The organism is Aeromonas sp. s10 (assembly GCF_040907975.1).
Classification (GTDB): domain Bacteria; phylum Pseudomonadota; class Gammaproteobacteria; order Enterobacterales; family Aeromonadaceae; genus Aeromonas; species Aeromonas caviae.
In genome coordinates this window covers 20,315-46,734 of record NZ_JBFOCV010000028.1, presented here as the reverse complement: position 1 = coordinate 46,734, position 26,420 = coordinate 20,315, and the positions used below count along the sequence as shown (strand labels likewise).

21 protein-coding genes are annotated in these 26,420 nt (G+C 63.2%); 9 read left to right on the top strand and 12 right to left on the bottom strand.

What is annotated here, in order from left to right; all coding sequences use genetic code 11:
- Positions 1-5 precede the first annotated feature (5 nt).
- From AB5Y59_RS06950 to AB5Y59_RS06935, 4 genes are all read right to left on the bottom strand, one after another.
- Complete coding sequence (locus AB5Y59_RS06950) at positions 6-1,154, bottom strand: homogentisate 1,2-dioxygenase (protein ID WP_069785201.1); 1,149 nt, start codon at positions 1,152-1,154, stop codon at positions 6-8.
- The gene (gene hppD, locus AB5Y59_RS06945; protein ID WP_041214989.1) at positions 1,147-2,301 is read right to left on the bottom strand and encodes a 4-hydroxyphenylpyruvate dioxygenase; all 1,155 of its coding nucleotides are present in this window, start codon (positions 2,299-2,301) and stop codon (positions 1,147-1,149) included. Before hppD ends, AB5Y59_RS06950 begins: the two co-directional genes overlap by 8 nt.
- Before the next feature lie 239 nt (positions 2,302-2,540).
- Entirely contained in the window at positions 2,541-3,194 is a 654-nt protein-coding gene (locus AB5Y59_RS06940; RefSeq protein ID WP_049635979.1) for an HAD family hydrolase, read from the bottom strand.
- A complete protein-coding gene (locus AB5Y59_RS06935; protein ID WP_102948537.1) occupies positions 3,191-3,835 on the bottom strand; it encodes a TIGR01621 family pseudouridine synthase in 645 nt (214 codons plus the stop codon). Before AB5Y59_RS06935 ends, AB5Y59_RS06940 begins: the two co-directional genes overlap by 4 nt.
- Before the next feature lie 88 nt (positions 3,836-3,923).
- Here AB5Y59_RS06935 and AB5Y59_RS06930 point away from each other — a divergent pair, with 88 nt between their 5' ends.
- Positions 3,924-5,516 carry a GGDEF domain-containing protein gene (locus AB5Y59_RS06930; protein ID WP_010675126.1) on the top strand — a complete coding sequence of 531 codons (1,593 nt, stop codon included), beginning with the start codon at positions 3,924-3,926 and terminating at the stop codon, positions 5,514-5,516.
- Positions 5,517-5,619: 103 nt separating this feature from the next.
- Here the strand turns inward: AB5Y59_RS06930 and AB5Y59_RS06925 are convergent, their stop codons facing one another.
- Entirely contained in the window at positions 5,620-7,173 is a 1,554-nt protein-coding gene (locus AB5Y59_RS06925; RefSeq protein ID WP_128318259.1) for a PAS domain-containing methyl-accepting chemotaxis protein, read from the bottom strand.
- 383 nt (positions 7,174-7,556) lie between these two features.
- On the opposite strand from AB5Y59_RS06925, the gene prpB reads away from it, so the two are divergent.
- The 4 genes from prpB (at position 7,557) to prpF (ending at position 13,653) form a co-directional block, all read left to right on the top strand.
- On the top strand, positions 7,557-8,456 hold the full coding sequence (gene prpB, locus AB5Y59_RS06920; RefSeq protein ID WP_201925955.1) for a methylisocitrate lyase: 900 nt from the start codon (positions 7,557-7,559) through the stop codon (positions 8,454-8,456).
- Positions 8,457-8,520: 64 nt separating this feature from the next.
- The gene (gene prpC / locus AB5Y59_RS06915) at positions 8,521-9,678 is read left to right on the top strand and encodes a 2-methylcitrate synthase (RefSeq protein WP_069651426.1); all 1,158 of its coding nucleotides are present in this window, start codon (positions 8,521-8,523) and stop codon (positions 9,676-9,678) included.
- Positions 9,678-12,296 (top strand): Fe/S-dependent 2-methylisocitrate dehydratase AcnD, encoded by a 2,619-nt coding sequence (acnD, locus tag AB5Y59_RS06910; protein ID WP_368211716.1) that lies wholly within the window; start codon positions 9,678-9,680, stop codon positions 12,294-12,296. Before prpC ends, acnD begins: the two co-directional genes overlap by 1 nt.
- Positions 12,297-12,453: 157 nt before the next feature.
- The gene (gene prpF, locus AB5Y59_RS06905; protein WP_368211715.1) at positions 12,454-13,653 is read left to right on the top strand and encodes a 2-methylaconitate cis-trans isomerase PrpF; all 1,200 of its coding nucleotides are present in this window, start codon (positions 12,454-12,456) and stop codon (positions 13,651-13,653) included.
- A 104-nt stretch (positions 13,654-13,757) separates the two neighbouring features.
- Here prpF and AB5Y59_RS06900 read toward each other — a convergent pair whose 3' ends face one another.
- The 3 genes from AB5Y59_RS06900 to AB5Y59_RS06890 form a co-directional block, all read right to left on the bottom strand.
- Complete coding sequence (locus AB5Y59_RS06900) at positions 13,758-13,961, bottom strand: DUF6719 family protein (protein ID WP_353933824.1); 204 nt, start codon at positions 13,959-13,961, stop codon at positions 13,758-13,760.
- Positions 13,962-14,153: 192 nt separating this feature from the next.
- Entirely contained in the window at positions 14,154-15,200 is a 1,047-nt protein-coding gene (locus AB5Y59_RS06895; protein WP_368211713.1) for an alpha/beta hydrolase, read from the bottom strand.
- Between the two features lie 97 nt (positions 15,201-15,297).
- Positions 15,298-17,454, bottom strand: coding sequence for a TonB-dependent siderophore receptor (locus tag AB5Y59_RS06890; protein WP_342040460.1), 2,157 nt, complete (start codon positions 17,452-17,454; stop codon positions 15,298-15,300).
- A 130-nt stretch (positions 17,455-17,584) separates the two neighbouring features.
- On the opposite strand from AB5Y59_RS06890, the gene AB5Y59_RS06885 reads away from it, so the two are divergent.
- From AB5Y59_RS06885 to AB5Y59_RS06870, 4 genes are all read left to right on the top strand, one after another.
- A complete protein-coding gene (locus tag AB5Y59_RS06885) occupies positions 17,585-18,523 on the top strand; it encodes a helix-turn-helix transcriptional regulator (protein ID WP_368211712.1) in 939 nt (312 codons plus the stop codon).
- Between the two features lie 163 nt (positions 18,524-18,686).
- Complete coding sequence (locus AB5Y59_RS06880) at positions 18,687-19,343, top strand: Bax inhibitor-1/YccA family protein (RefSeq protein WP_010675134.1); 657 nt, start codon at positions 18,687-18,689, stop codon at positions 19,341-19,343.
- 179 nt (positions 19,344-19,522) lie between these two features.
- Positions 19,523-21,664 (top strand): YccS family putative transporter, encoded by a 2,142-nt coding sequence (gene yccS, locus AB5Y59_RS06875; protein WP_368211711.1) that lies wholly within the window; start codon positions 19,523-19,525, stop codon positions 21,662-21,664.
- 122 nt (positions 21,665-21,786) lie between these two features.
- Positions 21,787-22,131, top strand: coding sequence for a TusE/DsrC/DsvC family sulfur relay protein (locus AB5Y59_RS06870; RefSeq protein WP_368211709.1), 345 nt, complete (start codon positions 21,787-21,789; stop codon positions 22,129-22,131).
- Between the two features lie 113 nt (positions 22,132-22,244).
- Here AB5Y59_RS06870 and dedD read toward each other — a convergent pair whose 3' ends face one another.
- The 4 genes from dedD to truA form a co-directional block, all read right to left on the bottom strand.
- A complete protein-coding gene (dedD, locus tag AB5Y59_RS06865) occupies positions 22,245-23,051 on the bottom strand; it encodes a cell division protein DedD (protein WP_368211708.1) in 807 nt (268 codons plus the stop codon).
- Between the two features lie 179 nt (positions 23,052-23,230).
- Positions 23,231-24,490 carry a bifunctional tetrahydrofolate synthase/dihydrofolate synthase gene (gene folC / locus AB5Y59_RS06860; RefSeq protein WP_368211706.1) on the bottom strand — a complete coding sequence of 420 codons (1,260 nt, stop codon included), beginning with the start codon at positions 24,488-24,490 and terminating at the stop codon, positions 23,231-23,233.
- A gap of 2 nt (positions 24,491-24,492) precedes the next feature.
- Positions 24,493-25,356 carry an acetyl-CoA carboxylase, carboxyltransferase subunit beta gene (gene accD / locus AB5Y59_RS06855; RefSeq protein ID WP_010675139.1) on the bottom strand — a complete coding sequence of 288 codons (864 nt, stop codon included), beginning with the start codon at positions 25,354-25,356 and terminating at the stop codon, positions 24,493-24,495.
- A 119-nt stretch (positions 25,357-25,475) separates the two neighbouring features.
- Positions 25,476-26,285 carry a tRNA pseudouridine(38-40) synthase TruA gene (gene truA / locus AB5Y59_RS06850; RefSeq protein WP_368211705.1) on the bottom strand — a complete coding sequence of 270 codons (810 nt, stop codon included), beginning with the start codon at positions 26,283-26,285 and terminating at the stop codon, positions 25,476-25,478.
- Between the last annotated feature and the right edge of the window lie 135 nt (positions 26,286-26,420).

Genomic DNA, 26,420 nt, shown 5'->3' with positions numbered 1-26,420 from the left:
ATTCCTTATTTGCCGAGCGTCTCTGGACGCTGCCAGCTGGTGACATAACCGGGGTGTTCGACCCCTTCGCAGATCGGGCCGACGGCCAGGGCATCCCGGGTGTCGAGCATCACCGCCACCTCGTCGGTGAAGGTCTTGGCATGGGCCAACCCCGCCGCAAAGGCCTTGGGATGGGGACCATGGGTGAAGCCGGCAGGGTGGAAGGTGACCATGCCCCGCTTGATGTTGTCCCGGCTGAAGAAGTCCCCGGCGTGGTAGAAGAGCACTTCGTCGAAGTCGTCGTTGCTGTGGTAGAAGGGCACCCGCAGGGCACCTGGGTCGCTCTCGATGGGGCGCGGCACGAAGGTGCAGATGACAAAACGGCTCGCCACGAAGGTGGTGTGGGCCGAGGGAGGCAGGTGGTAGCGGTGGCTCATCAGCGGGCGGATATCCCGCCAGTTGAGGCGCACCACGCACAAGTCCCCGTGCCACCCTTGTGCATCCAGGGGGTTGAACGGCCAGGTGACGACCGAGACCTGATCGTGGCGCTTGATCTGCAGCGACCAGGGGTTTTCATCCTGCTGGGCCAGGAAGCGCTCGTTGATGGCGGGCACGTCCAGGGCCGCCGGATCGAAGATGGCGTGATTGCCCACCAGTCCCTTGTCCGGCAGCTGATAACTGTCTTCCGTCGCCTCGATCATCAGGATGAAGAGGGGCGCGGTGGGCTCGATGCGCCACATGGTGCCACGGGGGATCACCACATAGTCGCCATCTCTCAAGATGAGGTGCCCGTAGTCGCAGTAAAACTCACCGCTCCCCTCGTGAATGAACAGGAGCTCGTCGCCATCGGCGTTTCGCACCAGAAACGGCATGGGCTCATGCAGGCGCCAGATGCGGTAGCGGCAGTGGGGATTGCTGAGAATATCCGGCATTACCCAGGGGGAGAGAGAGCTCACCTCCTCCTGCAGATCGTTCAAGTCAAACGCCCGTGGCCGAAGCGGCCCTTCCCAGTTGACCCAGTCGGTGGGGGCATGCTTGTGGTGCATGTGGGTGGCCGGACCGAAGAAGCCCGAGCGCCCCAGCTCGCGCTCATAGATGGCCTGCTCCGGCAGATCGGCATGGGCCTGGCGGGAGTGGGTTCCCTCCCGATGGGGGAAGCTTATCCAGTTACGCATCGCTCGGTTCTCCGTTTTTCTGGCCCTGCGCGGCACTGTTCACCTCCCCTTGCGTGGATCCGTCCAGCACGCCACGGCGGATCTGATCCAGCTCGATGGATTCGAACAATGCCTGGAAGTTGCCCTCACCAAAGCCCTCGTTGCCCTTGCGCTGGATGATCTCGAAGAACACGGGACCGATGACTGTGTCCGTGAAGATCTGCAGCAGGATGCCGTCCTTCGTCGGCGAGCCGTCGATGAGGATGCGCAGCTCTTTGAGCGCGGCCAGATCCTCCTGATGACCCGCGACCCGGCTGTCCACCTTCTCGTAGTAGGTGTCCGGCGTCGGCATGAAGCCGGTTCCCCGCCCTCTGAGCGTGCGGATGGTGTGATAGATGTCGGCAGAGGCGAGCGCGATGTGCTGGATCCCCTCCCCCTTATACTGGCGCAGGTACTCCTCTATCTGGGACTTGTCGTCCGCCGACTCGTTGATGGGAATGCGAATTTTGCCGCAGGGGGCCGTCATGGCGCGCGAGTGCAGTCCGGTCAGCTTGCCCTCGATGTCGAAGTAGCGGATTTCCCGGAAGTTGCCGATCCGCTCGTAGAAATTCGACCAGAGGTTCATGTTGCCGCGATGGACGTTGTGGGTCAGGTGGTCGATCTCATAGAGCCCCGCGTCCACCTCGGCCATGCGGGCCTGCCAGTCGGGGTAGAAGATAAAGTCCACGTCATAGATGGAGCCCCGCTCGCCATAGCGATCGACAAAGGAGAGGGTACTCTCGCCGATGCCGTAGATGGCGGGGATGTTGAGTTCCATGGGGCCGATTTTGCCCACAAACGGCTTGGCCCCCTGGCCAATGGCGTACTGCTGGGCACGGCCGGCATCGCTCACCCGAAACGCCATGCCGCACACGCTCGGACCATGGGCCCGGGCAAACTCCTCCGCTTGGGAGTGGGGCTCGGCATTGACCACGAAGTTGATGTCCCCCTGGCGATAGAGCCAGCACTGCTTGTGCCTGTGCTTGGCCACTTCGGCAAAGCCCAGTGAGACGAACAACGCCTTGAGGGCCGCAATGCCCTTGAGATCCGGCGCCGTGTACTCGACGAACTCAAACCCGTCGGTGCCAAGGGGGTTGATGGTGTGAGTACGGGAAGAAGGGGTGGTCATGATGCGCTCCTTGCGATGAACTGATAACGAAACGGTTCACGCCGCAAGGGCTCGACAGGCAGCCCGCACGGCGTTGTTAACAACTTGTTTCATTAGAGTGGCGAGCGCAGGGAATGAGAAGGGGCGGCGTTCAGATAGTTTGGCGGGGATCCGCGCCAAAAAATGTAAATGAAATGTGACATAGCAGCCCCAACCTTGCACTGCGCTCGTTAGCGTCCCGCAAGGCTGTCAGCTTTGCCTTACAGCGACCAATAACGGGGTTCGATATGGGGCAGCACCGCCCTCGCTTTTAGCAATCGAGTCCTTTGCGGGTTGATGAGCCAGGCCTGCTCCCCCAACGCCAGCAGGGGCAGATCGTGCAGGCTGTCACTCAGGGTGAGTGCGGCCTCCAGGGTCAGGAGCTCGGGCAGCAGCTTGTGCCTGCCATGGCAATAGAAGCGCGGCACCAGGCCGCCGAAACGGTAACCCATCCGCGAGCCGATGATGCGGTGAGGGAGCCTTGGCAGTTGACGATGGAGCTGGGCACGGACCAGGGCGCGGGGACTGGCGGAGATGACCCAGCAGCGGTGCCCCTCCCCCGTCAGGAGGGCTCGCGCCTCCCGATACAGACCGGGCCGGGTCAGGCTGTACTGCCGTACCAGGGCGCGCCAGGCCAGGGGGGATAGCCCGAGGGTGATGGCCCACCAGATGAGTGCAATGCCGCGACTGCGCTGACCTGGCAGCAGATAGATCACGGCACCGAACGCCATCAGTGGCCACAGCAGCAGCGGCCAGATACGGCGGCGCAAGATGAAACGCAGCAACCCCGCATGGCTGTCATCCGGCGCCAGGGTGTCATCGAAGTCGGCCAGGATCCAGCCACGGGCTGGGACTCTCGCGGTTGCAGCGCTCATTCGGTGATCTCTGCGATGGCGGCATGCAACTCGGGCAGGAGGAACAGCGCCCCCTCATCGGGCGGACAAACGAGATCGAAGCTCTCACCTGCCAGGGTGAAGGCGAGGCGCCAGGCGTGCAGATAACCGCGATCCGCCGCCGTGCCGCCGTAACGCTCATCTCCGAGGATGGGGGCTCCCACGCTCTTCAAGGCCACCCGGATCTGGTGGGTCTTGCCGGTCCGGGGCTTGATACGATAAAGGCGCAGCCCCTCGCGCACCGAAACGGAGTCGAACCAGCTAATGGCCGGGTTATCCTGGGTGCGGCTCAGCATCCAGCTGCCGCCTCGCCCTTTCTCCATGTCCCCCTTCACCCAGCCCTGCTTCTTCTTCGGCTTGCGATCGGAGAGGGCCAGATACTGCTTGCTCACTTCCCGCGCCGCGAAAGCCATGCTGAGGGCGCGATTCGCTTCGGGGGTGCGGGCCAGCAGCACCAACCCAGAGGTCATCTTGTCCAGTCGATGGACCGGATAGAGGTCAAGACCGGTATCCATTCTGACCCGATTGACGAGACCCGGCTCGCCGGCATCATCGTGCATGCCAATGCCCGGACGCTTGTTGATCACCATGAAATCTTTGTGCTGCAATTGTATCCGGTACATGTATAACCCTTTAGAATGTTATTTGTTAACAACTTGAATGCAGGCCTGCAGGCCATCTTCATGGATCCTCAGCACAAGAATCGCACGAATGAAAAAATGCCTGTTTTGGCTGTTGTTGCTTGGCATCACTTGCTTCTCGCCCCTCCAGGCCAGTGAACGGACACGTGATCTGCCGGAGAAGGTGGTATTGCAGTTGCGCTGGCTGCATCAGCCCCAGTTTGTGGGCTATCACATGGCCAAGGCCAAGGGGTATTACGCCGACGCCGGTCTGGATGTCGAGATAAGGCCAGGTGGCAAGGGAATAAGTCCGGTTCAGGAGGTGCTGGCCGGACGCGCCGACTTTGGCGTCGGCAACACCGAGGTGCTGACCCACTACGCCCAGGGCAAGCCGCTGCTGGCGCTGGCCAGCGTCTACCAGCACTCTCCCTCCATCTTCCTGGCACGCCGCGACAGCGGCATTCTCACCGTTGCGGACATGCGTGGCAAACGGATCATGATGTTTCCGGGTCATCAGGATGCCGAACTGCTGGCCACCCTCTACTATCAGGGGCTTCACGAGCGCCAGCTCATCCCGGTACCCACTTCGGTCAACATCGACGATCTGATCGCCGGCCGGATAGACATCTTCAACGCCTATCTGAGCAATGAGCCCTTCTATCTGGAAGAGCGCGGCATCTCGGTGTCCGTCATCAACCCTCGCAACTACGGCATCGATTTCTACAGCGACATTCTCTTCACCACCCAGGCACAGGAGCGGCTCAATCCGGAGCGGGTGGCACGTTTTCGTGCAGCCAGCCTCAAGGGATGGCGCTATGCCCTCACCCACCCCGAGGAAGCCATCGCCCTGCTGCGCACGGAGTATGGCGTCAACCGCAGCCAGGCCCACATGGAATACGAGTTGCAGATGAGCAAGGAGATGATCCAGCCGCTCTATGTGGAGATCGGGTATATGAATCCGGATCGCTTCGCTCACATCATGCAGCAGCTGGTGGAGATAGGCCTCCTTGCCAAACCGGTCTCCCTGACCCGTTTTCTCTATCAGGTTCCCTCAGAACAGTGGAGCTTCTGGCGTCCATGGTTCCTGCTGAGCCTGGGTGTTGGTGGTCTCATCCTGCTGCTCTCCCTCTATCTTCTGATGAGCAACAAGCGGCTCAACCAGGAAGTGGCCCTGCGCAAGCAGCGAGAGCAGGAGATACTGCAACTGGCCCGCCTCGATCCCCTTACCGGGCTGCCCAATCGCCTGAGCCTGATGGAGCAGTTGAAACACCAGGTGCAAAGCGACAATCCGGGCTGCCTGCTGTTTTGCGATCTCAATGACTTCAAGCGCATCAACGACAACTTCGGCCACAGCCAGGGGGATGCCATCCTCTGCCAGCTGGCCAGGCGGATCCACGACGCCATCGGCCACCAGTGCTATTTTGCCCGCTTGGCGGGGGACGAGTTCATCCTGCTGCTGCCGGGCTACGATATCCGTCAGGCAGAGGAGGTCACCGCCGTGATCCGCCAGGCCATGCAGGCCCCCTTCGTGGTCAATGACCAGCCGATGCAGGTGGGCATCAGCATCGGCGTCAGCCACTACCAGCATGACTGGAGCCCGGAGCAGTGGCTCATTCAGGCCGACAGGGCCATGTATTGTGACAAGGGCGGCCGCGTCATCACGCTGGCGGAGCAGTCCGGCTGACTGGTTCATCTCCCGGCACACAGAACCGATACCCCCATGAAACCAATAAACAGGAAGGCCACCCCAGGGGTGGCCTTCTTGCATTGCATGAGTCTGACCGCTCTTACCCGAAGGTCTGCCCCAGGGATTTGAGCTGGCGAGCCTTGGTGAGCAGGATGTCGCTCGAGGCGTCCATGTCCTGCATCTTGTTGCTGTTGGTGTGGGAGTGCTGGGAGATGGCGTTGACGTTGCGGCTGATGTCCTCCACCACCGCCTGCTGCTCCTCTGCCGCCGTCGAGATCTGGGCCGAGAGGTCCACCACCCGTTCTATTTCCGCCAGCACCTGATGCAGGCTCTCTGATCCCTGGCGGGTCAGGGTCACGCAGGATTGGGTCTGTTGCAGGTTCTGCTGCATCATGCCCTTCCAGCCGTTCAGAGTACGCTGGATCTGGCCTATGCTGCTCTGGATCTGCTCGGTCGCCTTGTGGGTGCGCGTGGAGAGGGTTCGCACCTCGTCCGCCACCACCGCAAAGCCTCGCCCCTGCTCCCCTGCCCGCGCAGCCTCGATGGCGGCGTTGAGCGCCAGCAGATTGGTCTGATCCGCAATGCCCTGGATCTCGCTCATCAGCACACCGATGCGGTCCGACTCCTCCGCCAGTGCCACGGCGGCCGTGAAGGCATGCTCTGCCTGGGTGGCCAGCTCCGTCACCCTGTGCTGGGTATCTTCCAGCTGCTGATCGGTGTGTTGGCAGTGCGCCTTGGCCTGGGCTATCTGGTTGTCCGTCTCCAGGATATTGCGGGCAATCTCGTGGGCTGTCGCCGCCATCTCGGTGATGGCAGTCGCCACCTGCTGGGTCTGGACATCCTGTTCGGCGATGTCGGCGCTCGCCTCGCTGGAGGCTGTTTTCAGATGCACCGCGAGATCCTGCAGGGAGAGGGTCGCATCGTCCACTCGTCCAAGGACGGTGCGGATCCTGGCCTGCAACAACTTGATGTGGAAGTCGGCAATGGCACTGGCATCCTCCCCCGAATAGATGAGCCGGGTCAGGCTGTCATATTCGTCCGCGAGCTGTCGCAGATAACGGGGGGTAGTGATGAGGGTGTCACGATAGATCAGGGCCAGCCACAAGAGAGGCAACAGGGTGAACAGCGGCCCCCAGGGCCCCATCAGATAGGCTCCCCCCGCCAGCATCAGCAAGACACCGACGATGGCCAGCCCGTGGCGCATCGGGCGCAGGCTCAATCCGCCCTTTCGCTCCCCCCGCTCCACGCTCTTCAATCTGGCATAGGTGCGCCCGGCCACGGCTTTCATCTCCGGCGCGGCGCGACTGCGGACCGACTGGTAGCCATTGATCCGCCCCTGCTCGAAGATGGGGGTGACATAGGCATCCACCCAATAGTAACGCCCATCCTTGCAGCGGTTTTTCACCATGCCGCGCCAGGGTTTGCCCTGCTTGAGCTTGCCCCAGAGGTCAGCAAAGGCGGCCTTGGGCATGTCCGGGTGGCGAACCATGTTGTGGTGCTGGCCGATGAGCTCGGCCCGGCTGTACCCCGCTACCCGGCAGAAGTGATCATTGGCGTAGGTGATCACACCCTGCAGGTCCGTGGTGGAGACCAGCTGTTCATTGGCAGGAAAATCCACCTCTTCGTCGATGAGATGAACCTGGGTTTTCTTCATGGCGCACACCCCTTGTTTGATCACCCACTGAGCGTAGCCAAACGCCTACGGGCAAGCAACGCAGAGACCCAGTCGGGGAGGATGGCTGAGACACAATTTGCATCCTGTTTGACGCCGCGCAAGATATTGGCCCCCAAAGCCCAGGTTTGGCCAAAAAACACCCGTAATTTTCCCAGGTTCACCTCTCTCCCGCACGATGCATCACACCCCAAAATGGTTCCAACGAGTCTGTGATACTGGCGTTGCAGGGAACCCCGTCAGGGGAGAGCACACTTGATGCGACCTTGGACCTAAGCATAATTGACGTTAACGTAAACGTAGTGTGAGATGATGCCGTTCACCCTACACATCCAGCAGACACGCACCCCATGAAAGGAGTCACCATGTCCAACCTCTCCCCCTCGGCCGGCAGGCGTTTTCGCACAGCCCTGGCCAACGAAAAGCCACTGCAGATTGTCGGCACCATCAACGCCTACATGGCGCTGATGGCCGAGCGCAGCGGCTTCCAGGCCCTCTACCTCTCCGGCGCCGGGGTGGCGAACGCCTCCTTCGGCCTGCCGGATCTCGGCATGACTTCCATGAATGACGTGCTCATCGATGCCGAACGCATCACTGCTGCCACACAGGTGCCACTCCTGGTGGACATCGACACCGGCTGGGGGGGCGCCTTCAACATCGCCCGCACCATCCGCGCTTTCGAGCGTGGCGGTGTGGCCGCCGTCCACATGGAAGATCAGGTGGCCCAGAAGCGCTGCGGTCACAGGCCGAACAAGGCGGTGGTCACGGTCTCGGAGATGGTGGACAGGATCAAGGCCGCGGTGGATGCCCGCCAGGACGAACACTTCGTCATCATGGCCCGCACCGACGCCCTGGCGGTGGAAGGACTGGGCTCGGCCCTGGAGCGGGCCGCCGCCTATGTGGAGGCCGGTGCCGACATGATCTTCGCCGAGGCGGTCACCGAGCTGGACCAGTACGACCGTTTCAGGCAGGCGGCTGGGGTGCCGATCCTCGCCAACATGACCGAGTTCGGCAAGACCGAGCTGTTTGACAAGGAGGCGCTCGCCTTGCATGGCGTCGACATGGTGCTCTACCCCCTGAGCGCCGCCCGCGCCGCCAACCAGGCCGCCCTCAATGTTTATCAGACGCTTCGCCGTGACGGCCACCAACGCGCCGTGGTCGACACCATGCAGACCCGGGAGTCCCTCTACGATTTTCTCGGTTACCACCACTACGAGCAGACCCTGGACAGGCTGTTCACCCAGGACTTGTCGACCAAGGAATAAGACGGCGACCAGCCGCCTCATGCTGGCGGCTGGCGCTTCAACGGACTGAATGAGGAAACATGTGATGAGCGCCCTGCCCGAAACCACCGGCTTCAAGCCGAAGAAATCCGTCGCCCTCTCCGGCACCGCCGCCGGCAACACGGCCCTGTGTACCGTGGGCCTCTCCGGCAACGACCTGCACTACCGTGGCTACGACATCCTGGACGTGGCCACCAGCTGCGAGTTTGAAGAGATAGCCCACCTGCTGGTGCACGGCCATCTGCCCAATGTGGCGGAGCTCGCCGCCTACAAGGCCAAGCTCAAGGCCCTGCGCGGCCTGCCCACCGGAGTGAGGACCGCCCTGGAGCAGCTGCCTCCCTCCGCCCACCCCATGGACGTGATGCGCACCGCCGTCTCCGTGCTGGGGTGCCTGTCACCGGAGAAGGACGATCACAACCACCCGGGCGCCCGGGACATCGCCGACAAGCTGATGGCCTGCTTGGGCTCGGTGCTGCTCTACTGGTACCACTTCAGTCACAACGGCAAACGCATCCATGTGGAAACCGACGACGACTCCATCGGCGGCCACTTCCTCCACCTGCTGCACGGGCACAAGCCACGCGACTCCTGGGTTCGCGCCATGCACACCTCTCTCATCCTCTACGCCGAGCACGAGTTCAACGCCTCCACCTTCACCGGCCGCGTCATTGCCGGTACCGGCTCGGACATGTACTCCTGCATCACGGGAGCCATCGGTGCCCTGCGCGGGCCCAAGCACGGGGGCGCCAACGAGGTGGCCTTCGAGATCCAGAAGCGCTACGAGAACCCGGACGAGGCGGAGGCCGACATTCGCGCCCGGGTCGAGAAAAAAGAGGTGGTCATCGGCTTCGGCCACCCGGTCTACACCGTCTCCGATCCCCGCAACAAGGTAATCAAGGAGGTGGCGCGCGCCCTCAGCCAGGAGCAGCACAACACCAAGATGTTCGATATCGCCGAGCGGCTGGAATCCACCATGTGGGAAGTCAAGAAGATGTTCCCGAACCTCGATTGGTTCAGCGCCGTCAGCTACCACATGATGGGGGTGCCCACCGCCATGTTCACCCCGCTGTTCGTCATCGCCCGCACCTCAGGCTGGTCGGCCCACGTCATCGAGCAACGCATCGACGGCAAGATCATCCGCCCGAGCGCCAACTACGTCGGTCCGGCCGATCTGACCTTCGTGCCGCTCAAGGAGCGCAAGTGATGATCAACACGCAATATCGCAAGCCCCTGCCCGGCACACAGCTTGACTACTTCGACGCCCGGGAGGCGGTCAACGCCATCGCCCCCGGCGCCTGGGACAGGCTCTCCTACACCGCCCGCGTCCACGCCGAGAACCTGGTTCGCAAGTGCGATCCGGCCATTCTCACCGAGTGCCTCGGCCAGATAGTGCACAACAAGCGCGATCGCGACTTTCCCTGGTTCCCGGCGCGGGTGGTGTGCCACGACATCCTGGGGCAGACCGCCCTGGTGGACCTCGCGGGCCTTCGCGACGCCATCGCCGAGCAGGGGGGCGATCCCGCCCAGGTGAACCCTGTGGTGCCGGTGCAGCTCATCGTCGATCATTCCCTCGCCGTGGAGTGCGGCGGCTTCGACCCCGATGCGTTCGAGAAGAACCGCGCCATCGAGGATCGCCGCAACGAGGATCGTTTCCACTTCATCGACTGGACCAGGCAGGCGTTCAAGAACATCGAGGTGATCCCGCCAGGCAACGGCATCATGCACCAGATCAACCTGGAGAAGATGTCCCCTGTCATCCACGCCGATCGCGGTTTGGCCTACCCGGATACCTGCGTCGGTACCGACAGCCACACCCCCCACGTGGATGCCCTCGGCGTCATCGCGGTGGGGGTGGGCGGGCTGGAAGCCGAGAACGTGATGCTGGGACGCGCCTCCTGGATGCGGCTGCCTTCGATCGTCGGCGTGGAGCTCTCCGGCAAGCCGCAACCCGGCATCACCGCCACGGATCTGGTGCTGTCGCTCACCGAATTCCTGCGCCAGCAGAAGGTAGTCGGCGCCTACCTGGAGTTTCGTGGGGAGGGGGCCGCCGCCCTCACCCTCGGCGATCGGGCCACCATCTCCAACATGGCGCCGGAATATGGCGCCACCGCGGCCATGTTCTTCATCGACCAGCAGACCCTCGACTACCTCAAGCTCACCGGCCGTGACGACGAGCAGGTCAGGCTGGTGGAAACCTATGCCAGGGAGGCCGGTCTCTGGGCCGATGCCCTGGCGGGCGCCCAGTACGAGAGGGTGCTGCACTTTGACTTGTCGAGCGTGGTGCGCACCCTGGCGGGCCCCTCCAATCCCCACCGTCGCCTGCCGGTGACCGAACTTGCCACGCGGGGCATCGCGGTGGATCTGGACAAGGCTCGTGCCCAGGAGGCTGACGGCCTCTTGCCCGATGGCGCCGTCATCATCGCCGCCATCACCAGTTGCACCAACACCAGCAACCCGCGCAACGTGATTGCCGCAGGCCTCCTGGCCCGCAACGCCAACCGGCTCGGCCTGATGCGCAAGCCCTGGGTCAAATCCTCCCTCGCCCCCGGCTCCAAGACGGTCGCGCTTTACCTGAAAGAGGCGGGGCTGATGGATGAGCTGGCACAGCTCGGCTTCGGCGTCGTGGCGTTTGCCTGCACCACCTGCAACGGCATGTCCGGTGCCCTGGATCCCGCCATCCAGCAGGAGATCATCGAGCGGGACCTCTACGCCACGGCGGTGCTCTCGGGCAACCGCAACTTCGACGGCCGCATCCATCCCTATGCCAAGCAGGCGTTTCTCGCCTCGCCCCCCCTGGTGGTGGCCTACGCCATCGCGGGCACCATCCGCTTCGACATTGAGAAAGATGTGCTGGGGGTGGTGGACGGCAAGGAAATTCGCCTCAAGGATATCTGGCCGTCTGATGAAGAGATCGACGCCGTGGTCAAGGCGTCGGTCAAGCCGTCCCAGTTCCGCCAGGTCTATATCCCCATGTTCACCCAGGAAGAGGATCAGGGTCCCAAGGTGACGCCCCTGTACGACTGGCGATCTCAAAGCACCTATATCCGTCGCCCGCCTTACTGGGAGGGGGCACTGGCGGGCGAGCGCACCCTGCGCGGCATGCGGCCCCTGGCGCTGTTGCCGGACAACATCACCACCGACCACCTCTCCCCTTCCAACGCCATCCTGCCCGGCAGCGCGGCGGGGGAATACCTGGCGAAGATGGGCCTGCCGGAGGAGGACTTCAACTCCTACGCCACCCACCGCGGCGATCACCTGACCGCCCAGCGCGCCACCTTCGCCAACCCCCAGCTGGTCAACGAGATGGCGGTAGTGAACGGCGTGGTGCAGAAGGGGTCCCTCGCCCGCGTCGAGCCGGACGGCAAAGTGATGCGGATGTGGGAAGCCATCGAGACCTACATGGCACGCAAGCAGCCCCTCATCATCGTGGCCGGTGCCGACTACGGTCAGGGCTCGTCCCGGGACTGGGCAGCCAAGGGGGTGCGCCTTGCCGGGGTGGAGGTGATCGCGGCAGAGGGCTTCGAGCGCATTCACCGCACCAACCTCATCGGCATGGGGGTGCTGCCGCTCGAGTTCAAGCCGGGCACCACCCGCCTCACGCTGGGTCTCGATGGCACCGAGACCTATGACGTGGTGGGAGCACGCCAGCCGCGCACCGATCTCACTTTGATGATCCGCCGTCGCAGCGGCGAAGTGATCCAGGTGCCCATGACCTGCCGCCTCGACACCGCCGAGGAGGTCTCGGTCTATGAGGCGGGCGGCGTGCTGCAACGCTTCGCCCAGGACTTCCTGGCGTCGACCGCGCAAAAGGCCGCAAGCTAAATCGCAACCCCGCTCCGCCCCTTTGAAAAAGGGGAAGGCATAAGGCACCCTCTCCCTTTGGGAGAGGGTTGGTGTGAGGGGAAATCCCCCTCATCCGCCCTTCGGGCACCTTCTCCCAGAGGGAGCAGGATCCATGACTCTTTTCAGGACACTCTCTATGGCCCATATACCACAAGTAAAAATCCCGGCCACCTACCTTCGCGGCGGCACCAGCAAGGGGGTCTTCTTTCGCTTATCTGACCTGCCCGAGCGCTGCCAGCAGCCGGGCCCGGCACGGGATGCCTTCTTCCTGCGGGTCATCGGCAGCCCCGACCCCTACGGCGCCCACATGGACGGCATGGGGGGGGCCACCTCCTCCACAGCCAAGTGCGTGATCCTCTCCAAAAGCCAGCAACCCGATCACGATGTGGACTACCTCTACGGCCAGGTCGCCATCGACAAGGCATTCGTGGACTGGAGCGGCAACTGCGGCAACCTCTCCACCGGCGCCGGGGCCTTCGCCATCCACGCCGGCCTGGTGGACCCGTCCCGCATCCCGGAGCACGGCACCTGTGAGGTGCGGATCTGGCAGGCCAATATCGGCAAGACCATCCTCGCCCACGTGCCGGTGACGAACGGCCAGGTGCAGGAGACCGGCGATTTCGAGCTGGACGGCGTCACTTTCCCCGCCGCCGAGATCGTGCTGGAGTTTCTCGACCCGTCCGACGAGGGTGAGGAGGGCGGCGCCCTCTTCCCCACCGGCAATCTGGTGGACGATCTGGAGGTGCCCGCGTCTGTTGTAAAGAGCGGCGTACTGAAAGCCACCCTGATCAGCGCAGGCATCCCCACCGTGTTCGTCAACGCCGAGGACATCGGTTATGAGGGCACCGAGCTGCGCGAGGCGATCAATACAGATCCGCAAGCGCTCGCCCGTTTCGAGGCGATCCGGGTTGCCGGTGCCCTGCGCATGGGGCTCATCAAGCGCCCCGAAGAGGCGGCCACTCGCCAGCACACCCCGAAAATTGCCTTCGTCGCACCCGCCAAGGATTACCGCACCGCCAGCGGCAAGGAGATTATTGCCGGCGAGATCGATCTGCTGGTGCGGGCCCTCTCCATGGGCAAGCTGCACCACGCCATGATGGGCACCTGCGCCGTGGCCATCGGCACGGCGGCGGCCATTCCCGGCACCCTCGTCAATCTGGCCGCCGGGGGCGGCGAGCGCGAAGCGGTGCGCGTTGGTCACCCCTCCGGCACCCTGAGAGTCGGAGCCCAGGCAGAGCAGGTAGCGGGACAGTGGACGGTCACCAAAGCGGTGATGTCCCGCTCCGCCCGCATCCTGATGGAAGGCTGGGTGCGGGTCCCTGGAGATGCCTTCTAGCCCGCTGCGGCATCACACCGACCAGGCCAGCCAGACGAAAAGAGCCCCAAGGCGACTGCCTCAGGGCTCTTTTTTGGATGTTTCAGGCTGTGAAAATCACATCATCATTGCGGTCTTGCCACACACTCCACCTTTCTTGGCACATTGTGCTTCGCGTCCCCGCCGATGAGCCGCTTGACCTGCCCGGGTGGGCAGCGACCGTCATCCACATAGGCGGTCTCCCCAAGGGGCAGCCTGCCTGGGGGCGGATCCTGACTCAGATAGGTGACGGGAATGGGCGCAGGCGCAAACCCACTGCACCCCGACATCAGGAGTGCGCCGCACCACAGAGCCAGCATGCCTCCCCTCTTTCCTGCAACCGCCATCGCTCACTCCCTGCCTCTGTCGGGGCACCGACCCGGCGCCCCTCGTTTCGGCAGTCTACCCAGGGATGGCGCCGGACCGACACCCGTCTCCGGCACCGTTGTGACGATTCCAGACACAGGCAAAAAATCGGCTTTTCACGGCTTAGACCCGTAGTAGTGGGCCAGCAGGGCATCGGCCTCATCCACGGGGATCGCCATCTGCGGCCAGCGCGCGGCCTTCTCCCTGATGTCCCGCAGGCTCCCCAGCTCCGGGCGCAGTGCGCTGCCGAGGTGGCGGTTCAGGGCATCAAAGCGGGCGATCACCCCCTGTCGGCTGAAGTGCCCGGGCGCCAGATCCAGCCGGTAGCCCTGAAACAGCCACTGGAGTCCCTGATAGACGGCGGGGTGGTAGACGCTGTGGTGATCCTCCTCCTCGAAGTAGCGGCTGGTGACGTGCAGGTTCGGGCCGGGCGCTGCCACCACCTGCCGGGCAAACTGCTGCAGGCGATCCCGGTGAAACGCCGAGCGCCCGAATCCCGGGGTGAAGGGATTGTTGGCCACTGCAACAAACAGCGAGGAGGCGTGCCTGAGCGGCCCGGTCAACTCCGACGCGATGCGCTCGTAATTGCGGGGGTAATCGAACCAGAGGCTGGCGTCGATGGCGATCACCCCCTGGAACTGGCCGCCGTCTTGCGCCTGTGCATCGAGTGCCAGCAGGCCGCCGAGGGAGTGACCCACCAGCAGGGCTGGCGCCTGGGTCCGAAACCTCTCCTCGATGAGGGGGCGCAGCTCCTCACTCAGATAGCGCAGGAATCGGGGCCCGCCCCCCGTCACGGCATAGCCGGGCCCCGCCTGTGCCCCATTGGGCAAGGTCATGGTGTGGCTCGGGGTGTAATCCCGCATCCGGTCGGTGTTGTGGACCGCAACGATGATGAGGGGGGGAATCGCCGGATTGAGCCCGGCCCGCAGGGCCCGGGTGATGCCGACAACCTCCAGCAGGCTCTTCTCCCCGTCGAGCAGATAGAGCACGGGGAACCGAGCCCCGGGCTCGCGTTCATATTCCTGGGGCAGGGAGACACTGTATTGCCGCGTCTCCCCCAGCAGGGCCGAATGGTGGGTGAAGCGCTGGGCGTAGTGGAGCATGTCTGCCTGGGCAGAAGAGAGTGTGATCATGGTGAGCAGCAGGGTGATGAGTCTTGTCATGGGATGAACCAGGATTGTGTCGCCAGCCTTGGGGATCCCCCGTAGGGCGGCGCACAGAGACGACAACAGGGCCCGCAGGCCCTGCTGTCGTCGGTCGTTACAGCTTGTAGGTGAAGCCTGCCATCAGGTTCGCCGGCTCGCCGTACATGTTGAAGGTGCTGGTGGAGCCGACCCGGTAGAAGTACTCCCGGTCGAGCAGGTTGTAGAGGTTCAGGGTCGCCTGCATTCTGTCGTTGATCTCGTAACGCACCGCCGCATCGAACAGGGCATAGCCCCCCTGATGGGTCTCGACCCCCTTCTGGTTGAAGCCGTAGTCGCTCACCGCCGTCATTCCTGCCCCGAGGTGCAGCCCCTGCACCCAGTCGGCCAGGTGGTAGTCGGTCCAGAGTGAGAGGGCGTGACGGGGGATGGTGTCGAATTTCGGGTTGTGATCCCCGGCCTTCTCCTCGATGTCGGTGAAGGTATAACCGGCCATCACCATCCAGTTCTGGCTGAGATAGCCGCTCGCCTCCAGCTCCACCCCTTGCGTCTCCACCTTGCCGGTAGCCCAGTAGGTGTTGGTGATGGCAATGCCCTGATCGTCGTAGGCCTGGGCCGCGATGTTGTCGTCCTTCATCAGGAAGAGGGTCGCCCGGGTGTTGAGCAGGCCGTCACGCAGCGAGGACTTGATGCCGGTTTCCCACTGGCTGCCCTCCCGGGGCTTGAGCAGGTTGCCGCTCTCGTCCTGGCTGGTCTGGGGCTTGAACACCTTGGAGTAGCTGGCATACCAGGCGTGTGCGTCGCTCAGGTCATAGACGGCCCCCGCGTAGGGGGTGAGCTTGCCGTTGAACTCACTGGACTCGCCGCTCTGGGCTCCGGAACTCAGGGTCGTGCTGACGGCATCCAGATCGTACCAGGAGACGCGGGCCCCGGTGATCACCGCCAGCGGCTCCATCAGCCGCCAGGTCACTTTGCCATACAGACCGAGCTCCGACTGCTCCTCATGGTCATTCTTGGTGTAGCTGTAGTCCGGCTTGGCGACCCGGGTCGGGTCGAAATCGAACACATTGATCTTGCCGAGGTTGCGGTTGGTGTAGGTCTGGATGTCCGACTCGTAGCGCTTGTAGTCGGAGCCCAGCACAAACTCGCTCTTGTGCCCCAACAGATCGAACATCTGACTGTAGTTGGCATCGAAGGCCATGTTCTTCTGCTGGTTCCCCTGACCGTTGAACATCAGCCCGGTGTTGCCCGCCGCGTCCACGGGGCCGTTGGTGAAGGTCTGCTCCAGCCGCATGTCGTGATCCATGTAGCGGGCCGAGACCTGACCCACCCCGCCGTTGGCAAAGGCGTGTTGCAGCGAGGCCCCCACATCCGTGGTGTCGGCGTCGAAGAAGTCTTCAGCCGACCCCAGGTAGGTGCTGCGGCCGATGTCGAGCAGGGAGCCGTCCTTGTATGCCGGCAGGCCGTTGGTGGGCAGGATGTCCTTGGTCTGGTGCAGGGCGTAGACGGAGAGGCGGGTGCGATCCGAGAGATCGAATTCCAGGGTGCCGTAGTAGGTACCGTTGTCGTTGTTGTTGTAGTCCACCTGGTTCTTGATGTCGGCGTTGGCCACCACGACGCGGCCGCGCAGGGAACCCTCGTCGTTGAGTGCGCCCCCCATGTCCGCCTCCAGGTAATGCCTGTCCCAGCTGCCATAGCGCGCAGTGACCGAGCCCTTGAAGGCGTCGGTCGGACGCTTGAGCACCATGTTGATCACGCCCCCCAGCTCGCTGGTGCTGTTGAAGAGGCCGGAGGGGCCCCGCATGATCTCCACCCGATCCACCGCCGCCAGCGACGGCAGGGTGCCGTACTTGCTCTGCATGGGCGATGGCAGGCCGTTGAGGTTCACCTCGTCGTATTCATAGCCACGGGAGAAGATGGAGGAGCGACCGCTGTCGTTGACCAGGGTGCGCAGACCCGGCGTGTACTTGGCCAGATCGTCCACCGCCACGAAGTTGCGCTCCTCGATGTAGTCGTTGGTCAACACGGTGATCGACTGGGGGATGTCTTTGAGGGCCGCCGGCGTTTTGGTGCCGACGGTGGCCGAGTCGACCCCATAGCCTCCCGTCTCCTCCGACGGCGACATCCCGTAGAGTGGATTGCCATAGACGACCAGGGTTTCGTCCGGCTTGATGTCCGGTGTGTGTGCCCCTGCCGGGGCGGCAACGGTGACGGCCAGAGCGGCAGAGATGGCCAGAGCCAGCGGGCTTCGCGCTTTATCCTTCAAGACAACCATAGTAAGAGTGACTCCAAGATAGAGATGATAATCATTTTCATTTGATTTTCCGGGGGCTAATATATCACTCCATCTTCCGCCGCAGTTTTGCGGTGTGGTCATTTCACTCTTCGACATGGTCAAATTGCACATGACTGACACAGTGGCAAGGGATACCAGCGCACGCCAGCGGGGGCGCTTCACCGGCAGGGTGGAGAACCTGGTGATCCAGGAGGGTCTTCGCTTTCACAACAAGGACATCGTTCACAAGGCAGACTTCGCCACCGAGCGGGAGTTGCCGCCGCAGTTGATCATCGCCATTCCCCTCGAGAGCCGGGCCCTGATGACCTATGGCGCCACTCACAGGCTCAAGGGGTGTCGCTTCCACGAGTCCGACCCCATAGTGGCAACCGCCATCCTCTATACCGAGCCCGACATCGTGCAGGGGGCGGCCAAAGCCCAGGTGCGCAGCCGCAGCATCGTCCTCTCCCTGGACCACACCTGGCTCTCCCACAACCTGGCACAGGCGCATCGCAAGGCTTTCGCACAGACCTTCAGCCGCCATCTGAGCCGCGTCGACTGGACCCTGCCCGCTGCCCTTGGACAGATTGCGGAAGCGCTCAATCTCACCAGCAGCCAGAACGCCTCCGAGATGCTGATGCGCAAGGCCTTTGCCCTCAGTGTCTGGGAGAGCCTGATGACCAACCTCCAGCAGGCCGCCTCCCCCTGTTGCCAGCGCCAGAACGAGCAACCGACGCGCCTCAAGATGCTGCTCAGGGATGAAAAAGTGGACGAGATGACCCTGACCGAGATCGCAGCCACCCTCGGCATGAGCGTCTCCACCTTGCAGCGAGCCGCAAAAAAAGAGCTGGGCATGAGCCTGCAGCGCTACCTTCGCCAGCGAAAGCTGCAAGAAGCGCGGGCTAGGCTAGAGGCGCGCAGCCTCTCTCTGCAAGGCGCCGCCGCCCACGCCGGCTATGACCATGTGGCCAATTTCATCACGGCGTTTAGAAAGCAGTTCGGCTTCTCGCCGACGCGGATCGCCAGACAGGGTAAAGAGCAGGAACAGGCGCCCTCTGCAACGCCTTGAGCCTCCTTGTTCATGCGCAATACATCTTTGCTCTGGGATAGTAGGGACCACGCAGGTGGGGTGGCGCTTGAAATCAGCGCTCGTCATCCACACATTCAGTGCATACAATGCGTTAACGAAGCACACTTGGTCGCTTCACCCCGGAAATCAAGAGGACATCAAGATGGATACCCGTTCTATCTACACTGGCACCCAGGGTGCCGTGCGCGACACCAACAAGGTGCTGCGCAACACCTACATGCTGCTCTCCCTCACTCTTGGCTTCTCAGCCGTGGTAGCCGGGGTAGCGACCGTCATGAACATGCCGCCCCTGCACTGGGCCGTGTTCCTCATCGGTGTCTACGGCCTGATGTTCCTGACCGAGAAGAACCGTGACAACGGCATGGGGCTGGTGTTCACCTTCGCCCTGACCGGCCTGCTGGGCTATAGCCTCGGCCCCATCATCAACATGTACATGAACAACGGCGGCGGCGAGATCGTGATGACGGCGCTGGGCGGTACTGCGCTCACCTTCTTCGGCCTGTCTGCCTATGCCCTGACCACCAAGCGGGACCTCTCCTTCCTCGGCGGCATGCTGTTCGTCGGGTTCTGGGTACTGCTGGTAGCCATGGTCGCCAACATCTTCCTGCAGATGAGCGCCCTGAGCCTGGCCCTGTCCGCCATGTTCATGCTCTTCTCCTCCGGCGCCATCCTGCTGACCACCCAGCAGATCGTGCGCGGCGGCGAGACCAACTACATCTCTGCCACCGTCACCCTGTATGTCTCCATCTACAACATCTTCCTGAGCCTGCTGAGCCTGCTTGGCGGCAACCGTAACTGATGGATGCTTAAGATGCACAAGACCCCGCTTCGGCGGGGTTTTTATTGGCGCCCATTTCTGTCAGGATAAGTTGCAAATCAAGGATATGAAGCGAAGTGGCCCTGATCCAAATCAGGGCCGTTTCGTTATCGACGGGTTATGCTGTTGCTTTCGTTTCGCTCAAGGGTTGCCTTCATCCCATGCCCATGGACTTTTCAGGTTTATTACGCCGTCTACTGACAGACAGCCACATCTATTTCGCCCTCAAAGTCCTGCTCGCCATCGCGGGGCTGCTCGCCTTCGCGCTGGCAACCGGTGACATCCAGCTCACCGTGCTGCTCTCCCTCGGGGTGGTGGCCGGTGCCATCGCCGAGACCGACGACAGCCTCTGGGGCCGGGTCAAGAACCTCGCCATGACCCTGCTCTGCTTCCTGTTCGCCTCATTGTGCGTGCAGTATCTCTTCCCCACTCCCTGGCTCTTTGCCATCGGGCTCGCGGGCTCCACCTTCCTCTTCGTCATGGTGGGTGCCCTCGGCCAACGCTACGCCACCATCAGCTTTGGTTCCCTGCTGATTGCCATCTACACCATGCTGGGGGCCGCCAAGGCACCTGATCTGCTCTATCAGCCGCTGGCCCTGTGCGCCGGGGCCCTCTGGTACGGCCTGGTGTCCCTGGTCTGGCTCTGGCTGCTGCCCTACAAGACCCTGCACGAGCAACTGGCCCAGAGCTACTTCGCCCTCGCCCGCTACTTGCAGGAGAAATCCCGCTTCTTCCCGGCCGACGAACACGGCGCCCAGGCCATCCGCCACAATCTGGCCCAGCTCAACATCAACCTGGTCAATGCCCTGAACCAGGCCAAGACGGCGCTCAATGCCCGTCTTCATGCCCCCGGCCGCCACGGGGTTGCCCCCGAGCTCGCGGGCCTGCTGCGCCTCTACCTGCTTGCCCTGGAGATCCAGGAGCGGGCCACCTCCAGCCACTACCCCTACAGCAAGCTGGAAGCGGAGCTCAAGCAGGGCATCGTCCTCGACGGCTTCCAGGAGGTGCTGTCACAGCTTGCCGACGCCTGTCAGCAGCTTGGCTACGCCATCCTGGTGCACAAGCCCTACACCCACCACAAACGCATTCACTGGACCCTGGAGGCCCTCGGCGATCAGCTGGAGTTCACCCACCTCAAGCAGCACTACCCCAAGACCCTGCTGACACCGATGAAGTTCCTGCGTCGCAACCTGGCCAGCATCAACCAGTTGCTGCAAAGCGCCGAAGAGCTGCAAAACCCCGCCGCGCCGCCCACCAGCCTGCCTCCCCTGGCACGGCCGATCGCCCTGCCCCTGCTGGCATTGCTCAGGCAGCACCTGACCCCGAACTCCATGGTGTTTCGCCATGCCCTGCGGCTCTCCCTCGGGCTGGTAGTGGGCTATGGCATTCTGCAGGCGTTTCACCTGGACAAGGGGTACTGGATCCTGCTCACCGTATTGTTCGTCTGCCAGCCGAGCTACAGCGCCACCCGCCGTCGCCTGGTGCAGCGGATGCTCGGCACCTTCGCCGGTATCCTCATCGGCGTGCCCGTGCTCTGGTTCTTCCCCGAGCTGCACCTGCAACTGGGGATCATGGGGCTGGCCGCCTTCCTGTTTTTCACCCAGGTGCGCAGCAACTACAGCGCCGCCGTCTGCTTCATCACCCTCTACGTGCTGATGGCGTTCAACCTGCTGGATGGCATCGGCTTCGCCATCCTCGGACCCCGGCTGCTCGATACCCTACTCGGCTGCCTGCTTTCCTACGCCCTGGTGGCCTGGCTCTGGCCCGACTGGCAATACAAGCGGTTGCCGACCCTTATCGCCAACTCCCTGTCCGCCAATGCGAAGTACCTCTCGGCGGTGCTCGCCAGCCTGCATCGCCAACGGGATGAATCCCTGGACTACCGGGTGGCCCGCAAGTGTGCCCACCTCGCCGACAGCGAGCTGGCCATGGCCTGGCAGAGCATGCTGGTAGAGCCGAGCAAGCGCCGCCGCTTCCTGGATCTCTGCTTCACTCTCACCTGGCGCAACCATGCCCTGCTCTCCTATATCTCGGCGCTTGGGGCCCATCGCGACAAACTCGAGCCCATCGAGGGGCTGGAGGAGATAAGCCGCCACATCAGCCAGACCCTGGAGCAGGCCGCCGGTCACCTGGCGGGGGAGATGCCGACGCCGCTCGCGGGAGCCTGTCCAGCCATCGCTCCGGAGAGCAGCGAGGAGCAGCTGATGCTGAGCCAGCAGCTCACCCTCATCAGCCAGTTGGCAGACGAGCTGTTGATGCTGGCCAACGACGGCCAGTTGCTGACAGGTCAGGGCCGGACCTAGCCAGCCATAGCCGCCGGGCCTATCCCGCCCGAGGCAGGCGCCAAGCGCCGCCCCGGTTGCCGGACGGGACGCAAGGCGCTACCATGCCCGCCCCATTGAGATAGCCTTTTCGAGGAAGCGTCATGTCCGAGCCACATCATTTGCAGTTCAACGGCCAACTCATCGAGACCGATGCCCAGGGCTATCTGCGCCACAGCGAGCAATGGAGCGAGGCGCTGGCCCTGGTGCTGGCCGAGAAAGAGGGGATAGTGCTGGAGGATCCGCACTGGGAAGTGGTGCGTTTCGTGCGGGCCTTCTATCTGGAGTTCAACACCTCCCCCGCCATCCGCGCCCTGGTCAAGGCGATGGAAAAGCAGTATGGCCTGGAGAAGGGCAACAGCCGCTACCTCTACAAGTTGTTCCCGGAAGGCCCCGCCAAGCAGGCCACCAAGATCGCAGGCCTCCCCAAGCCGGTGAAGTGCATCTAGGCCTCCTCGGCAGCCCGATAGCCCGATATCCACACTGCCTCCCCCGTGTTGGACACAAAAAAAGACCGCGCCCATGTTGCCATGAGGCGCGGTCTTTTCATTTCATCGTCTTGTCAGGGGTTGTAGGCCACCACGGAGCCGCTCAAGCCCGTCATCTGGCTGATCCGGCTCTGCATGCCCTGCAACTTGGCCTTGGAGACATCCGGCCCGATGAAGACCCGGTTGATCTGCCCCTGCACCGGGGTTCTCGGCGACGTCTGGGCCGAGTAGCCCGCCGCCCTCAGCTTGCTCACCAGGGCATTGACGCTGTCTGCATTCTTGAAGGCGCCAAGCTGCAGGATCCAGCTCCCCTGAGCCGGGGCTGCTGCTGCCGGTGCCGTAGTCGGCAGGGCCATCTTGCTCGCGATGAGATCATCCATGGTCTTGATCTGGCCCGCCTGTGGCTTGGCCTCCACCGGTTTTTGCACCTCTACCGGCTTGGTTGGCACCGGCTTGGGTTTGGGCTGCTCCACCGGTTTCTTGGCGATCACTTCCGGCTTGGGCTCGGGTTTGGGCTGGTGCTTGGGTTGCGCCACGGCCTGTACCGGCTGCTGCTGGGTGATGGGCGCCTGACTGGCTCCCGCTGGATTGGCTCCCCCCTGATTGGCCAGGGTCACGGTATCGCCAATCTCCTCTACCTGCCACTGGGTCGCGGCAGAGGCCTGCTGCTGACTCGCCAGATGCTCGGCAGGCAGGGTGCTCGCCGCCGAGACCTGAAGCGCAGGTTTGGCGGGCTCGAGCTCCGGACGCAGGGGGATCTTGGCGAAGGCCTCGTCCTTCTGCTCCAGCTTGTTGCCGTCCATCAGGTCCGGCAGAAAGATGACCACCAGGGCGACCAGGATGACGGTCCCCACCAATCTGTTTTGAAACTTCGAAGCCAAGTTAATTTCCACCCATGTTACTTAGGATCCATTGCAATCTTGCACACTTCGCAAAGAACGCCTCCCCTCACGCCGGCTGGCGAAGCCGGGTCCCTCGCCACCCACTTGGCCTGAAAGGGGATTATCCAGTGCAAAACCCGGCCCGTCGTCACGATGACGGAGCCAGGGGAGCGAACGGCTCAGACCGAGCCCAGAGCCAGCACGTCGGCGACAGTGTAAAACGAGCCGAACACAATGACCATATCGTCAGGACTCGATGCGGCCAAGGCGGCGCCGTAGGCATCCCCCACGCAGGCAAAGGTGAGCGCCACGCCCCGGCCGCTGCCAAGGGCCGTCGCCAACTGGGCGGCCGTGGCCGCGCGCGGGCCGTGGAGGCTTGCCAGGAACCACTCGTCAATCAGACCGTCAAGCTCGGCCAGCGACCCCGCCATGTCCTTGTCCTTGAGCATGCCAACCACGGCGCGGCGCTTGCCCTTGCCGGGGAGCAGGCGCAACTGGCTGGCGAGATAGGCCGCAGAGTGGGGATTGTGGGCCACGTCGACGATGACCAGCGGCGAGGTTTGCAACTGCTGCATCCGGCCAGCCAGGCGGGCATTGGCCAGGCCGTCGCGGATGGCGGACTCCGCCAATGGCAGACCGAGGGACTCCAGGGCCGCCAGCACGGTGACCGCATTCATCAGCGGCAGGGCCGGTTTGGGCAATCCCGACCAGTGGTGCAGGCCGTGATAATCCCAGTCACCTTCATGCTCGTCACCACGAAAATCGATGCCGACCTGACGCAAGCAGGCGCCGAGGCGCGCCGCTTCGCTTGCGATGGTCGACGGCGGATTGGGCTCCCCGCTGATGGCGGGTTTACCTTTGCGATAGACGCCAGCCTTCTCCACCGCCACCGCCTCCCGGGTATCCCCGAGCCAGTCGCAGTGATCCAGGGCAATGGAGGTGATCAGGGCGACGTCCGATTCCACTACATTGGTGGCATCAAGCCGCCCCCCCAGCCCCACTTCCAGCAAGAGCACATCGGGCGCGGCGCGGCGAAACAGCCACAGACCGGCCAGGGTGGCGAACTCGAAGAAGGTGAGGGCGATGTCGCCCCGGGCGGCTTCCACCTCGGCAAAGGCCGCGCAGTGATCGCCATCGGCCAGCTCCTGGCCATTGACGCGCACCCGCTCGGTAAAGCGCAGCAGATGGGGGGAGGAGTAGACACCGACCCGGTAGCCGGCGGCCATCAGGATGCTGGCCGCCATGGCGCAGGAGGAGCCCTTGCCGTTGGTGCCCGCCACCGTGATCACCTTGAACGGCAGTTCGGTGAGGCCCATGTGGCGGGCAACCGTGCCGACCCGCTCCAGCCCCATGTCGATGTTGGCCGGGTGGATCTGCTCCAAATAAGAAAGCCAGTCGACCAGCGACCGGCTTTGGGATTGTTGCATGTGTGAACTCATCTTCAGTCTTCGATGACCTGAGTGTTCATCAGCTTGGCCAGCAGACCGGCCAGACGGTTGCGCATTTCGCGCCTGTCGATGATGAGATCGATGGCACCCTTCTCCAGCAGGAACTCGGAGCGCTGGAAGCCTTCCGGCAGTTTCTCGCGCACAGTCTGCTCGATGACGCGAGGGCCGGCAAAGCCGATCAGCGCCTTGGGTTCGCCTACGTTGATGTCACCCAGCATGGCCAGACTCGCGGAAACGCCACCCATGGTGGGGTCGGTCAGCACAGAGATGAAGGGCAGGCCCGCCTTGGTGAGCCTGTCGAGCGCCGCACTGGTCTTGGCCATCTGCATCAGGGAGAACAGGGCTTCCTGCATCCGCGCACCACCGGAGGTGGAGAAGCAGACCAGGCCGCGGCCTTCCTTGATGCTCTCCTCGACGGCGCGCACGAAGCGGGCACCGACCACGGAGGACATGGAGCCCCCGATGAAGGAGAACTCGAATGAACAGGCGACGACCGGTACCCCCTTGAGGGTCCCCTTCATCACCACCAGCGCATCCTTCTCGCCCGTCTCTTTCTGGGCGGCAGACAAACGATCCTTGTAGCGCTTGGAATCCTTGAATTTCAGGATGTCTTGCGGCTCCAGCTCGGCCGCGACTTCGCTGCGTCCCTCGGCGTCGAGGAAGCTCTCGAGACGGGCACGTGCGCTGATGCGCATATGATGGTCACACTTGGGGCACACTTCGAGATTGCGCTCCAGCTCTGCCCGGTAGAGCACCTGTTCGCAAGCAGTACACTTGGTCCACACCCCTTCCGGAATGTTGTGACGACGCGGTGTGGTGATCTTGCTCTTGGGAAGGATCTTCTCAAGCCAGCTCATGGAATTCCTTAATGCATTTGTGCCTGACAAAACACATCGAGCCTTGATTGTTCAATGACTTAACGGCTCGATGGCAATAAACGACGGATCATTAAACCACAAATTTTCGGGCCCAGTTACTAAAAACTGGTCGTACCCGGTGCCGAGTCCGGCAGCCACAGCGGGCCGAGGGGCGGCCGGGGCAACCCGAATTCGGCCGGGTAATCCACATCCACCAGATAGAGGCCGCCCGCCTTGGCGGTCGGGCCCGCCAGGTTGCGATCCTTCGCCGCCAGCACCTCGGCAATCCACTCCACCGGTTGAAGCCCCTGCCCCACCAGCAGCAGGGAGCCGGTGATGTTGCGCACCATGTGATGCAGGAAGGCGTTGGCCTTGATGTCGAGCACGATGTAGGGGCCGGAACGGCTGACACACAGGTGGGTCACATTGCGCCAGGGGGTGTTGGACTGACAGGCGACGGCCCGGAAGGTGCTGAAGTCATGCTCCCCCAGCAGGCTCTGGCCGGCCTTATGCATCAGCGTCGCATCGATGGCTTCGTGGTAGTGGCTGACGCCTTGGCCCAGGATCGCCGGGCGGTAGTTGTGGTTGTAGATGACGTAACGGTAGCGACGGGCGGTGGCGCTGAAGCGGGCATGGAAATGCTCGTCCACCTCCCTGACCCAGCGCACGGCGATGTCTGGGGGCAGGTTGGAGTTGAGCCCCAGGGTCCAGGCGCCTTCTGCGCGGTTCGACTCGGTATCGAAGTGGATCACCTGGCCGGTGGCATGCACCCCCGCATCGGTGCGACCGGCACACTGGATGGAGACGGGGTGGTTGGCGATGCGGCGGAGGGCTTTTTCCAGCTCCTCCTGGACGCTGATCACTTCGCGCTGGCGCTGCCAGCCGAAGTACCGGCTGCCGTCATATTCAATACCAAGGGCAATTCGCATGGGTAACGGTGTCTTCTGATGAAAGGATGCAGTGAAAGAAACGGGGCGGATTATACGCGCTCGAGCTCAAAAGTCCCAGACCGGGCGAGGCTGCGGTGCGGGGCCCCCAAAGAGAGAGGGCAGCCCGTGGGCTGC

Bases quoted from the DNA above. Each gene is read 5' to 3' on its own strand.
- hppD (WP_041214989.1), bottom strand. From the start codon at position 2,301: ATGACCACCCCTTCTTCCCGTACTCACACCATCAACCCCCTTGGCACC.
- acnD (WP_368211716.1), top strand. From the start codon at position 9,678: ATGATCAACACGCAATATCGCAAGCCCCTGCCCGGCACACAGCTTGAC.
- folC (WP_368211706.1), bottom strand. From the start codon at position 24,490: ATGAGTTCACACATGCAACAATCCCAAAGCCGGTCGCTGGTCGACTGG.
- AB5Y59_RS06900 (WP_353933824.1), bottom strand. From the start codon at position 13,961: ATGTCGGGGTGCAGTGGGTTTGCGCCTGCGCCCATTCCCGTCACCTAT.
- AB5Y59_RS06880 (WP_010675134.1), top strand. From the start codon at position 18,687: ATGGATACCCGTTCTATCTACACTGGCACCCAGGGTGCCGTGCGCGAC.
- AB5Y59_RS06895 (WP_368211713.1), bottom strand. From the start codon at position 15,200: ATGACAAGACTCATCACCCTGCTGCTCACCATGATCACACTCTCTTCT.
- yccS (WP_368211711.1), top strand. From the start codon at position 19,523: ATGCCCATGGACTTTTCAGGTTTATTACGCCGTCTACTGACAGACAGC.
- AB5Y59_RS06940 (WP_049635979.1), bottom strand. From the start codon at position 3,194: ATGAGCGCTGCAACCGCGAGAGTCCCAGCCCGTGGCTGGATCCTGGCC.
- AB5Y59_RS06885 (WP_368211712.1), top strand. From the start codon at position 17,585: ATGACTGACACAGTGGCAAGGGATACCAGCGCACGCCAGCGGGGGCGC.
- AB5Y59_RS06935 (WP_102948537.1), bottom strand. From the start codon at position 3,835: ATGTACCGGATACAATTGCAGCACAAAGATTTCATGGTGATCAACAAG.
- prpC (WP_069651426.1), top strand. From the start codon at position 8,521: ATGAGCGCCCTGCCCGAAACCACCGGCTTCAAGCCGAAGAAATCCGTC.
- truA (WP_368211705.1), bottom strand. From the start codon at position 26,285: ATGCGAATTGCCCTTGGTATTGAATATGACGGCAGCCGGTACTTCGGC.
- prpB (WP_201925955.1), top strand. From the start codon at position 7,557: ATGTCCAACCTCTCCCCCTCGGCCGGCAGGCGTTTTCGCACAGCCCTG.
- AB5Y59_RS06870 (WP_368211709.1), top strand. From the start codon at position 21,787: ATGTCCGAGCCACATCATTTGCAGTTCAACGGCCAACTCATCGAGACC.
- AB5Y59_RS06890 (WP_342040460.1), bottom strand. From the start codon at position 17,454: ATGGTTGTCTTGAAGGATAAAGCGCGAAGCCCGCTGGCTCTGGCCATC.
- AB5Y59_RS06950 (WP_069785201.1), bottom strand. From the start codon at position 1,154: ATGCGTAACTGGATAAGCTTCCCCCATCGGGAGGGAACCCACTCCCGC.
- AB5Y59_RS06925 (WP_128318259.1), bottom strand. From the start codon at position 7,173: ATGAAGAAAACCCAGGTTCATCTCATCGACGAAGAGGTGGATTTTCCT.
- accD (WP_010675139.1), bottom strand. From the start codon at position 25,356: ATGAGCTGGCTTGAGAAGATCCTTCCCAAGAGCAAGATCACCACACCG.
- prpF (WP_368211715.1), top strand. From the start codon at position 12,454: ATGGCCCATATACCACAAGTAAAAATCCCGGCCACCTACCTTCGCGGC.
- AB5Y59_RS06930 (WP_010675126.1), top strand. From the start codon at position 3,924: ATGAAAAAATGCCTGTTTTGGCTGTTGTTGCTTGGCATCACTTGCTTC.